This window comes from Desulfurococcus mucosus DSM 2162 (assembly GCF_000186365.1).
Lineage (GTDB): Archaea > Thermoproteota > Thermoprotei_A > Sulfolobales > Desulfurococcaceae > Desulfurococcus > Desulfurococcus mucosus.
The window spans coordinates 251,830-262,672 of sequence record NC_014961.1 but is presented as its reverse complement, the minus strand read 5'-3'; the positions used below and the strand labels follow the sequence as shown (position 1 = coordinate 262,672).

At 53.7% G+C, this 10,843-nt stretch carries 13 protein-coding genes; 11 read left to right on the top strand and 2 right to left on the bottom strand.

Going from position 1 to position 10,843, the window contains the following annotated elements:
- The 11 genes from DESMU_RS01465 to DESMU_RS01415 all read left to right on the top strand — a co-directional run bounded on the left by DESMU_RS01465 (position 1) and on the right by DESMU_RS01415 (position 8,041).
- Complete coding sequence (locus tag DESMU_RS01465; RefSeq protein WP_013561821.1) at positions 1–390, top strand: hypothetical protein; 390 nt, start codon at positions 1–3, stop codon at positions 388–390.
- Positions 390–1,706: a hypothetical protein gene (locus DESMU_RS01460; protein ID WP_013561820.1), complete on the top strand. Its 1,317-nt coding sequence runs from the start codon at positions 390–392 to the stop codon at positions 1,704–1,706. The genes DESMU_RS01465 and DESMU_RS01460 overlap by 1 nt, the downstream gene beginning before the upstream one ends.
- A 154-nt stretch (positions 1,707–1,860) precedes the next feature.
- Positions 1,861–2,685 (top strand): ACT domain-containing protein, encoded by an 825-nt coding sequence (locus tag DESMU_RS01455; RefSeq protein WP_245526466.1) that lies wholly within the window; start codon positions 1,861–1,863, stop codon positions 2,683–2,685.
- A 194-nt stretch (positions 2,686–2,879) separates the two neighbouring features.
- Positions 2,880–3,077, top strand: coding sequence for a helix-turn-helix domain-containing protein (locus DESMU_RS01450; RefSeq protein WP_245526503.1), 198 nt, complete (start codon positions 2,880–2,882; stop codon positions 3,075–3,077).
- Positions 3,078–3,197: 120 nt separating this feature from the next.
- Entirely contained in the window at positions 3,198–4,709 is a 1,512-nt protein-coding gene (locus DESMU_RS01445; RefSeq protein WP_013561817.1) for an HD domain-containing protein, read from the top strand.
- 8 nt (positions 4,710–4,717) lie between these two features.
- Complete coding sequence (locus DESMU_RS01440; protein WP_013561816.1) at positions 4,718–4,981, top strand: hypothetical protein; 264 nt, start codon at positions 4,718–4,720, stop codon at positions 4,979–4,981.
- Complete coding sequence (locus tag DESMU_RS01435) at positions 4,975–5,403, top strand: hypothetical protein (RefSeq protein ID WP_013561815.1); 429 nt, start codon at positions 4,975–4,977, stop codon at positions 5,401–5,403. Before DESMU_RS01440 ends, DESMU_RS01435 begins: the two co-directional genes overlap by 7 nt.
- Positions 5,400–5,777, top strand: coding sequence for a hypothetical protein (locus DESMU_RS01430; protein WP_013561814.1), 378 nt, complete (start codon positions 5,400–5,402; stop codon positions 5,775–5,777). Before DESMU_RS01435 ends, DESMU_RS01430 begins: the two co-directional genes overlap by 4 nt.
- Positions 5,778–5,892: 115 nt before the next feature.
- Positions 5,893–6,441, top strand: coding sequence for a nicotinamide-nucleotide adenylyltransferase (locus DESMU_RS01425; protein ID WP_013561813.1), 549 nt, complete (start codon positions 5,893–5,895; stop codon positions 6,439–6,441).
- 18 nt (positions 6,442–6,459) lie between these two features.
- Positions 6,460–7,146 (top strand): YkgJ family cysteine cluster protein, encoded by a 687-nt coding sequence (locus DESMU_RS01420; RefSeq protein ID WP_048078640.1) that lies wholly within the window; start codon positions 6,460–6,462, stop codon positions 7,144–7,146.
- Positions 7,136–8,041, top strand: a complete 906-nt coding sequence (locus DESMU_RS01415; protein ID WP_013561811.1) for a biotin--[acetyl-CoA-carboxylase] ligase — start codon at positions 7,136–7,138, stop codon at positions 8,039–8,041. Before DESMU_RS01420 ends, DESMU_RS01415 begins: the two co-directional genes overlap by 11 nt.
- A 31-nt stretch (positions 8,042–8,072) precedes the next feature.
- Here the strand turns inward: DESMU_RS01415 and DESMU_RS01410 are convergent, their stop codons facing one another.
- The gene (locus tag DESMU_RS01410; protein ID WP_245526502.1) at positions 8,073–9,428 is read right to left on the bottom strand and encodes a TldD/PmbA family protein; all 1,356 of its coding nucleotides are present in this window, start codon (positions 9,426–9,428) and stop codon (positions 8,073–8,075) included.
- Positions 9,421–10,821 carry a TldD/PmbA family protein gene (locus DESMU_RS01405; RefSeq protein WP_013561809.1) on the bottom strand — a complete coding sequence of 467 codons (1,401 nt, stop codon included), beginning with the start codon at positions 10,819–10,821 and terminating at the stop codon, positions 9,421–9,423. Before DESMU_RS01405 ends, DESMU_RS01410 begins: the two co-directional genes overlap by 8 nt.
- Between the last annotated feature and the right edge of the window lie 22 nt (positions 10,822–10,843).

The window sequence follows — 10,843 nt, the reverse complement described above, 5'->3', positions numbered from 1 at the left end:
GTGAAGGGGCAGATACAGGTCCTCGTATCCAGTGTAGCACTCGGACTAGTTGTCGCAACAGTAGCCGTCTTATTCACAGGTATCTACGCGTACACCTCGAGCTACAGGGTTACCGTGAGAGGGGTCAGCGTATACGATGTAATCATGGGGAAACCCTACTGGACGGCATGTAGCCTAGCTGACGCATTGCTCACGAAGCTCAACGCCCTAAGGGTCTACGTGAATATAACCGAGTATAGTTTAACAGGGGGCTTGAGCACGGTGAGAAGCGAGTCGTGCACGGCTGAAATAGTGTCGAGGACTGGCACAGGGTTCCACGCCAACTACACTTACACCGTTGGCACTGTATACGGCACAGTCGTGAAGTACGGGGTGGGGGTTGAATACTAGTGAGAGCACAGCTACCCGTAGTCATAGCGGTTACACTGCTCGTCCTCCTGATGACGACAACCCTCCTCTACACGACGTCAACACTAACATATTACTCAAACATACAGGTCGCGGAGGAGAAGCAGACCATATGGAGGGCTATCGACGCCCAACTCGACACGGTCATAGTCTCAGCAGTAGCCAGCGCTAATAAAACAGCGTACCAGAGCTTCATGAATAAATGGTCATCTGAAATGCAGAGATACAACGATATAAACCAGACCCCCACACGGTATTCAAGGACATGTAGAGCCATAACCGCCTCATGGCCCACAATATATGATTACACGAGCTTCGTGTGCCCTGGTGAATGCGGCTTGAACTACAGTAAGCCGGGAGTCAATGCATCCCTAGACAGGTTCATACAGGGCTTGAACAGCACTCTACAGTTCTACCTAAACGCTGTCTCATCCAGCGTGTACAGTGCCCTCCAGAACTGGGGTACGTTGATGAGGGATGCTGGGATCACCGTGGTGGTTTATCCACCGAGCGTCGACTACAGGGTTGGATTCGAGGGTAACCCGTCGATCCCGTACTCGAGGTTCATCAATGTGTTAAGGGTGAATGTAAGCGTGGATGTTTTCTCGGTGGAAGCCGGCTACAAGCACTTCGATAAATATGTGGAGTACGGGTTCAACGTTACATTCGTGAGGGGTAGACTGCTCTGCGATAGCTTCATACTCCCCGTGTACATTGATGCATACGTGGATGTCAACGGGCGGAGATCCCTCTACATTCCTGATCCATCCAGGATACAGCTACGCGTCTACAGTAAGATGCTTGAAAGGCTCTCCACGTCTCAAACACCCTTCATAACCCTTAGAAATGACTCAGGCACACTCTACGCTGCTGGAAGCCTCTACGCCTCATACTACTATGGGAATGGCTCAACCCTCGTGATCTTCAAGATACCCGTGAACGTGGATGCCTGTAAATCCTTATCCCTCGCCGCGGGCCTCGTCGTGAACTCCACAGCCTTCGTGTACTTCGATGGTTACACGATTTACGATGACACATTCCCACCACCATACGATAACCCGTTCCCACCACCAAAGAATCTCTCCTGTAACGGGTATACTAGTGTTACTCTAGCATACCTATTCGCAGGCCTGCTCTCCCTGGACATTAATGGTTTAACAGTGTTCAGCGGTGTGAAAATAGTGTGGAAGATATACTGGGACACGCAGCCCTCGGGATATGACTGGATTATAACCCTACTGGCAAGCGTTTACGGTGATGAGAGATGCGTCTTCCAGTATACTGCGCCGCTATACTAGTGTGCTGTATGTGGGATTGAAGTGGGGTTAAAAGTTTTTAACTCTCCCTGCATAATTAGTTATTTATCGTGCTCTCAGGGATTCTGGGAGGTGCCCGGGTATTCTGCGCGGTTTGTTCGGGAGAGGTAGGAGGGGTGAGGCCCCGGTTATTCAGGTGGCATATGTTCCCACGGGTTTCCTATTCAGAGACAGGTATTTCACGCTCCTAGACCTCATTGTGAGGAATGGTAAAGGTGTTGTAGCACGGATCTCGGAGCTTATTTTATCGAGGGGGCTGAGTATAGCGAATATAACCACGCCGGGCCTTGTAACGAGGGATATGGATAAGGGGAGGCTGCTCATCCTTGTAGAAGACTGCGATGATGCATGCGGCAGCAGCCTGGCGGAGGCCTTGAGGAAGGAGTTGCGTGACATAGTTTTAAGCGTCGACCACTACACGGCCTTCAACTCCTACGTGTTCCTGCGGAACACTATCCTCTACTTCGCCCATGAAAGAGCCTATGTGTTCACCCAGGGTGCTTTGAAGGAGGGTGTCAGAGAGATGTATAGGCAGCTATCAGCCAATCCGGGGCTGGAGAGCCAGGTGCACAACGTCTTAAGGAGCCTGGGTAAGGGTATAGGGGTACACCTCTACGTGGAGTGGAATGGGAGAGTAGAGGATGCAGGGGGCTTCGAGAAGTACGTGGAGCAGGGGCTGAGGTTCCTTGAAGCAGTGTACAGTGCACTAGGTCTAGGGGTTGTGAAGGCTTCGACAAGTGACTATGTGAACTACAGGGTTGAGATAACTGATAACTGGGAGTGCTCAGCGCTCAGGGAGGCCGGCATACAGGCACCCTCATCCGTGACGCTCGGGATAATAGAGGGATACCTCGGCAAGATGCTTGGGAGACGCGTGGCAGCCAGCGAAGAGAAGCATGCTGGAGCCCCAGGGGAGGCATGCGTCTTCACTGCTACAGCGCTTGAATCCCTTACCGACTGACCTCCTCCCGCCCTAAAGGGCGCGGGGCTTCCGGTTGCATCAGGGGCCCTACACTGTTTTATTCGACGGCTACATGTGGCTCGGAGACGTGGATGCGGCCCGGTTCCATCCTCACCTGTCCAAGGTATATGCGTGGACAGCCGCGTGCTCCTGGAGCGTTTAAATACCTTTACGGCGATTGATCACCAGGGGTGGTGGGCTTGAGTGAGCAGAGGACGGTTAAGGAGAGGCTGGTTGAGTTCCTGGGTAGCCAGGGGAAACCCCTCATGCCTAAGGAGATAAGTAGGTTGACGGGGCTCAACTACAATACTGTGAGAGCTAGACTACACGATTTAAGGAAGGAGGGGTTGGTTGAGAGAAGGCCTGAGGGCTGGGTGCTTAGAAAGGCTTAGGCACTGTTTTTCCAGGGTCGTTCAGCCCGCGTCCTCCTGGATCCAGCTACATGGAGGCTTGTCGGCGAGGGGATCACCACGCGCCTAGGCAGTGGCTCCACTGGTTTATTCACGTGGAAGATGGTTAGCGACCCCATCTACGGCTACGTTTACTTCAACAGGGAGGTTGAGGAGCAGGTTGTGAACAGCATCCTGCTTCAAAGGCTCCGATACATAATGCAGCTTCAAACAGCCCACCTAGTGTATCCTGGAGCCGTCCACACCAGGTTCCAGCATAGCTTGGGCGTCATGCATTTAACCGGGCTGGTTGCGGAGGATTTAACGGGGAAGCTTGTCTCAATCCACGGCGTAGACGTCCTTGAAGGATACTCGCCTGAAACCCTAGTGGAGGCGGCTAGGCTGGCAGGGCTCCTCCACGATGTGGGGCATGCAGCCTTCGGTCATTCATTCGAGTACTCTGTGCTCTGGAAGAAGAATGTGCTGGGCGAGCTATCTAACCATGAGAAGATAGGGCTTAAACTCCTAGAGCTACTCTTAGAGGACAGGCTCCTGGAGGCTGAGGAGAGGTATGGTTTAACTGGTTTGACAAGCATGGTGAAGAAGCTGCTCGGCGAGAGACGTGAAGGATCGCCGCTTGTCGACGCGTATAGGTGGATTATCAGGGATGGCCTGTATCCTACGGATATAATGGATTTCCTGAGGAGGGACAGCTACTACGCTGGGACAAGCGAGTACGGGTATATAAGCTACGAGAGACTCTACAGGAACACCTATCCATTCATTGAGAAAGGAGTCTTCAAGGCTGTCCTGGATAGAACCGGGATAGGGGAGTTCAAGCAGTACATGGTTGCCAAGGCCAGTATGTATGAGCACGTCTACTACCACAGTGTCTGCAGGGCCTTCGACAAGATACTGGACACCCTCCTAGAGAAGCTTGACGAGGAATACGGGCTGGCGGACAGGGTGCTTGCACTGGCCAGGGGGGAGGTGGAGGGCTTCCTAGAGCTCACCGATGTCTACATGTACAGTGTCCTCCTCGGGAAGGCCCTAAGGGACTCAACTGAGGTTGGACGCCTAGCTAGAATGATGCTGGTTGAGAGGAAGCCTCTCTGGAGACGGGTCGGCGGAGAATACGTTTTAAACGGGTACAGGGGGCCCAGGTTCATCGGTGAAATACTGAGGCTCATATTTGACAGGGAGTGGAGGAGTAAGGTTGCATCAGTGCTCGTGGAGGAGCTTGCCGGGAGGCTCAGCAGCATCGGGGTAGCTGAGGATGACCTATGGGTTGATGTACTCGACATATCACCGGTGCCTAAGAGCCTCCTCTACCCGGACTGGGGGAGCGGGGTGCCTGAGATAGTGCTCTACACGGGTAAGGTCTCGGGGAGGCAGGTGGTGCCGGGGCCGGAGGTGAACCTGCTGGAGGGGGAGCTGCCTCTCGCAGTGATCTTCAGGGCCTATGTTAAGAGGGAGAAGTACAGGGTTGACATGGAGCCGGTGGTCTCCAGGGTTGTTGGAGAAGTGTTGGAGGCGTTGCTGGGGATAGATATGGGTGAGTACAGGAGGAGTATTGAGGAGGCATATAAATCCGTGAGGGGCATTGATTACTCAAGGTTCAAGCTTACAATGTAGGTGGTTTAATGATCAGGCTCATAGTCAACGTCTACTTCGCCAGCGATGAATACAGGGTTGAAGTCAACAGGTATAGTAGTGAGGGCAGGCTGGAGGGCTCACAGGTCTACAACGGTGTTAAACAGCTTGTTTTAAGCGGTGTAACAGCCAGGGTGAACAGGCAGTTGCAGAACGATCCCTGGAGCATAATCATCGAAGCCGTGGACCCGGTGGTGGATGTCAAGGAGGGGGGTCTCCTCTACATACGTGAAGCAGGCGGTAGGCAATGCTAGTGGAGGGCTCAGGGTATTTCAAGGTTGAATCCTCCAGGAGCAGGAGCGGTAAGCATGCTGCTTCAAGCACCCTCCTAGTGTATAGGAGGGGGTTAGGCTTGGTGAAGCCCGGTGAAGGCGTTGCAGTGGAGGAGGCTGAAGCCACTCCAACATATGTTGTCGGCTCAGCTAGATTAATCAAGGTATCCTTATCCCACGGCGACTTCGCGCTCTACGGGTGGTTCGTGAGAAACCACCTTGGCCGTGTAAAAGGCTATGTAAGCGTGTACAACCACAGAGGGGAGCTGGTGTACAGGGCCAGGTACTTCAACGGCATGCTTAGACGCAGCGTTGGAAACCCTGTTTACGCATGGCTTGTAAGGGTTTTCACTGAAGCACTTAGAATACCTGTTTCAACGACGCGTCTAGGCGATGAGAAGTGAGCGCGGTAAACCTGGCTGAACGCGTGATGAAGTCTTTTTCAAGGTACAACTGCTTTATATTCGAGGAAAGCGAGCTCCAAGCAGTCAAGGATCTCATCGTGGCAGCCGAGTTAAAGGGGCTCATTGAGATTAGGCAGCTGGATCCAAGGTACCCGTACATATATGTGGCAACCGTTTGGACCAAGAGCATTGAAAGAGACTGCGTGACACAGGTGAACAACCTGCTCTCCGAGGGGAGGCTTACCCAGGAGGAATACAAGAAGTACAGGGTTGAACTAGTTGAGCAATGCATGGTTAGCAGGGAGATCGAGGCGGCTAAAAGGGTTGTGGAGGCGCTCGGCAGGTATATTGAGAGACTGGGGAGAGTGGGCTGACACCTCTTCAGCAACCCTGGGTGACGGGGCTTCACGGCTGCAGCCCACGGGTTGAAGCCGGTCTCGAAATAGTTATAATCGCCTAGGCACTAGAGATCCCTATAGGTGCTTACACATGGATACTGAGAGATGCCTAGTGATAGCGAGGTTCCAGCCATTCCACTACGGTCACTTAAACGCTATCGAATACTGCTACAGGAACTATGATGAGGTAATAATAGTGGTGGGGATGGCGAGCCAGAGCCACACGCCTGAAAACCCTTTCACAGCCGGGGAGAGATTGCTCATGATAAGAGGGGCCCTTAAATGGGCTGGACACGACTTGTCAAGGTATGTCACGGTGACTCTCCCCACACTGGAGGTGAACAGGGCTGCCGTGCACTTCGTGCGACAGTATAGTCCACCCTTTAAATCCGTGGTCACATTAAACCCCATTATACAGCGCCTCTTCATGGAGGAGGGCTACGAGGTGATCCCCCCACCGGTCAAGGAGAGGGATACTTACAGTGGCTCAGCGATCAGGCGGATGATGCTTGCCAACGATCCATCCTGGAAGCAACTGGTTCCACCACCTGTGGCCGAGATAATAGAGCGTATAGGAGGGGTTGAAAGAATACGGATGCTGTACAGTGAGAGACTACCCGGCTACTATGCTACAGCTTGACCAGGGATGGAGGACTCCATGGTGGAGCATGAGGTACCGGTTTTCAAGTGCCCAGCCTGCGGGCTCTGCTGTACTTTCTCACCTGTCTCCATACTACCGCATGAAGACATAGTGTTGAGAACCATAGCTGACGCCCTTGGACTACCCTATAGTAGTCAACCAGGCTACGTGATCTTCGAGGAGGTGAACAGGGTTAACCTAGCCTTCAGCTACGTGATGGAGCTCCACAACGGTAGGTGTATCTTCCTCTCGGGATCCAAGTGCATGATCCACGATGTATACAAGCCGCTCATATGTAGAAGCTACCCCTATGTGCCCCGGCACGTCAGATACAACATAGATGAGAGAAACAAGTATATACTGGCCACAGCCGACTACGGAGTGAGCGTGGCATGCCCAGTGGTCAAGAAGGACCGGGAGGTGCTTGAAAAATACTCTGGTAACCCGGCCCTGGTGATAAGGTACTTGAAGAAGGAGTACAATGCAGCTGTCGAAATGGAGAACATCAGGAACACTCTGCTAAGCCTTCTCTCCAAGCTGTGGAGAGAGGGGATTGTCGAGGTCTCAACATCAAGGAGGGATGCACCAGTCGTGAACCTCTACGAGTTCCTGAGGAGATACTACCCGGATCTCCCGGGGATCCTCAACATTGATAAGGTCGTCGATAAAATTAAGGTATTAAGGGGGGAGACAGGTGACGAGTGAACTAGCCTTAAAGCTCGAACTACTGAGGCTACTCTCGGAGCACGATGAGATACCGGTCTCCGAGGCTGTAAAGGAGCTGGGTGTACACCAGGACGAGGTGCTCGGCATCGCAGAGGAGTTATCCAGGTACTATATGATTAAAACAGTGAAGTCAAGGATCTCCTGGAGCCCCGGTGACAACCCCCGGAGATTCAAGCCCTGGGGGTGGAGCTACCTCTACAAGATCGTGTCAGGCTCCACGATGGTTTCGGCCAGGCAGATGTCTCCCTGGAGCATTGTGCTCTCAGAGCTACAGGTTCAGGGTAAGGGTAGGCATGGGAAGACATGGATAGGTAACCTCGGCGGGCTATGGGTCACGTTCAAGGCAAGCGTGGCTCCACAGGTTGCGCAACTCCTACCTGTAGCCATACCTGTCCTCCTGGTTAGAACCCTGAGGGATAAGCTGGTGGTGGACGCTGAGATCAAGTGGCCTAACGACATAGTCTACAAGGGGAGGAAGATAGCCGGGGTCCTCCTTGAGGGGGAATACGTGGGTGTAAGCATAGTGAGCTACATAGGGGTGGGTTTAAACGTGAACAATGACCCGCCGCTGGAGACAGCTGAAAGCATCAGGAACATAGTGGGGCACCATGTGCCACGCAACAGGATCCTATCCTACATCTCGGGCTGGATCAGTCGCCTCGACAAGCTGACCAGTAGACCGGAGGAGTTGAGGAAGGAGTACATGGAGCACTTGTCCACGCTGGGTAGGAGGGTTATCGCTGTCACAAGCAACGGGGAGATAAAGGGGGTTGCCAGGGATGTCTCAGAGTACGGGGAGCTAATCATCGAGGATGAAAGGGGGAGTCACAGGTTGACGAGCGGGGAGATACTGCAGTTGAGGCATGCTGATTGAAGCAGAATACACTAGGATTAAAAACCTAGTCCTACTCCCCGGCGACGTTTACCCTGCTCACCCATATGCTCGGGGAGCCGACACCATTGTTGATCCTTAGATCACTGCCGACGCCTATTAACCCCCTGCCAAGCCACTCGTATATGTTCCCAGTGATCACAACTCCCTTAACGGGTTTAACAACCTCGCCTTTCTCCACGAGGAGCCCGTGACTCACCGTTGCCTTGACAACCCCGTTGACAGGGTTGCTCATCCAGTACCCTATCATCTCGTACACCACCAGCGCCCTCCCGGCTTCCCTGGTGAAGTCCTCTAGGCTGCCCCTGACGGGTTGCACCACCATGTTGGTTGCACCGGGCTGCGTGGGGCTCCCGGGCACCCGTCTGAACCCGTTTCCAGTTGGCTCATCACCCATTCTTGAAGCCGTGTAGTATGAGTGGAGTGGTTGCTTGAAGACGCCTTTATCCAGGATCACTTTCATCCTTGTGCCGACTCCTTCATCATCGAAGCCCCTGCTACCGGTCTCCAGTGGCAGGGTGGGGTCGTCGGTGATCGTCAAGACGGGTGATACAACCTCTTCGCCCACCTTGCCCTTCAGGGGGCTACGTGACTCAAGTATGTTGAGCGCTGAGAACGCTGGTGTTAGAAGGGTTGAGAGTATTAGGCCTGCGGACTCGGGTGTCAGTATTACATCGTACACGCCGCTCTCAACCGGGCGGGCGCCAGCGAACAAGGGTGCCAGCTCGCCTGCCTCCCGGGATCGCTCCATCAAGTATTGCTCGTCGAGCCCTCTTCTAACCGTGAACACTGATTTATCGGAGCTGCCTCTACTGGTCTTAACGCTCAGCGTGAGCCATAGACTGATGAAAGTGCATTCAGCATCAGCGTCCACCCCGTGAGAGTTCACCACGCGGTATCTCTGGGAGCCCATGTTTAGTGAGCCCTCTACGACTACGGCTTCATCCACATGCATGGATATTGCTGCACTCCTCATGGCCTCCATAGCGTTTAAGAGTATCTCAACCGCCTCCTCCTCGCTTAACTCAGCTATCCTCTTATCGAGGCAGAGGGCTCTACTTGTTCCATGGAGAGGCGTGGGGAAACCCGGCCAGTAGGGGTCCTCGGGGGCTGCGCCGGCGATCCTGGCTAGTTCTCCAGCCACTTCAACTGGATCCACGTTAAGCGCTGTTAACGCGAGGCCTCCCACCCTCCTCCCGATCGCGCCCCTGAGTCCCGTGGTAACTATTCTGGAGCGAGAGGCCTCCTTAACCTTGTTGCTGGATACTGTGAGCGAGAGGATGCTTGACTCCACGGAGTACGCTTCAACCTCGCTGAGCCCTTTTCCAACGCCTGCTTCAACGAGTTTCTCCAGCACGGCTTCAACCACCTCCAATAGTGAACCCTCTCACCCTGACATGTGGTCCTCCATCGCCTACTCTAACGGTTTGACCGCTTTTACCGCACCCGCCGAACACGCTTGTCCTAACCACCAGGTCTCTTCCAACGGCGTCGACGTTTCTAAGTGTTTCAAGTATTATGCCGCTCAGCATTACCCCTCTGACGAGTCTCACTGGCTCACCGTTTTCAACAATGTAGCTTGGCCCGCTTGTAAAGGTGAAGGCACCTGTCAACGGGTTTACTTCTCCACCCATCGCACCCTTCCCCTTCACGTAGAGCCCTCGCTTCATGTCCCTTATCATTTCAACAGGATCCCAGTCCCCTGGCTCCATATAGGTGTTCGTCTGCCTCACGAGTATCGTGTTCCTGAAGGACATTATCCTTGCGTTACCCGTGGGCTGGGCGCCGAGCCTTCTAGCGGTTGTAAGACTGTGGAGGAATGAGGAGAGCACGCCTTTCCTCACAGTGTATGTTTTAAGCTTAGGAGTTCCCTCGTCATCGTAGGGGACGTATACTCCCCCCTCGATTCTCCCGTCGTCAACTATTGAGACAAGCGGGCTTGCAACCTCGCTACCTATCCTTCCTCCAAGAACGCTGCCACCGGCCTCCACGATGTCGGCTTCGCTCGCGTGCCCGAAGGCCTCGTGAAGCATTAACCCGACGATCTCGTTGTCTAGGACGACGTCGTATCTACCCGGCTTCACGTGTGGCGCCCCAGCTGCCTCGACCGCGAGCCTACTGTTCTCGACAACGTAGTCAAGCCAGTTGAACGACTCTATGAACTCCCAGCCTGCTACACGGGATTCACTTGTCCACAGCATTTCATGGCTTCCCCCACTGCTCGCAACTATTCTCACACCGATGCCTATCATTCTCCTAGTGTAGTCGACGTAGTCTCCTCTACTTGAGGCATACACTCTTCTATCCCTTTCATACCCGAAGGGGATTGTAAGGCTTGAAACCCCGGGTATATTCCTCCCAGCCTTATACATGTCGAGCAGTAATCCAGCCTTCTCCGATAAGTCGACGTCTTCAGGGTTCTCCACGTAGTGGCTGGCAACCCTATCCCTTTGAACCGGGCGCTCATATATGTCTTGCGGCATCCCACTACTCCTCAGCGCCCTAGCTAGTTTAACAGCCACCTCAACCGTTCTCTTAACGCTTCCAGGGCTGAGATCGTTGGTCGTGGCATAACCCATCAACCCGTTGACGATGACCCTCACACCTATACCGGTTGCACGGGTAGTGGTGAGCTCCCTTAGAACCCCGTTGTCAACGCTCAGCGACTCATGATAGTATTCCTGGTAGCGTACGTCAATGAAGTCGGCGCCTAACGCGAGCCCGGTTCTCACAGCTAACTCTAAATCCACGGCTTCCCCCAAGTAGAATACACCTTAAACCATT

Coding starts and splice junctions, on each gene's coding strand:
- DESMU_RS01425 (WP_013561813.1), top strand. CDS start 5,893: ATGGATACTGAGAGATGCCTAGTGATAGCGAGGTTCCAGCCATTCCAC.
- DESMU_RS01435 (WP_013561815.1), top strand. CDS start 4,975: ATGCTAGTGGAGGGCTCAGGGTATTTCAAGGTTGAATCCTCCAGGAGC.
- DESMU_RS01445 (WP_013561817.1), top strand. CDS start 3,198: ATGGTTAGCGACCCCATCTACGGCTACGTTTACTTCAACAGGGAGGTT.
- DESMU_RS01420 (WP_048078640.1), top strand. CDS start 6,460: ATGGTGGAGCATGAGGTACCGGTTTTCAAGTGCCCAGCCTGCGGGCTC.
- DESMU_RS01440 (WP_013561816.1), top strand. CDS start 4,718: ATGATCAGGCTCATAGTCAACGTCTACTTCGCCAGCGATGAATACAGG.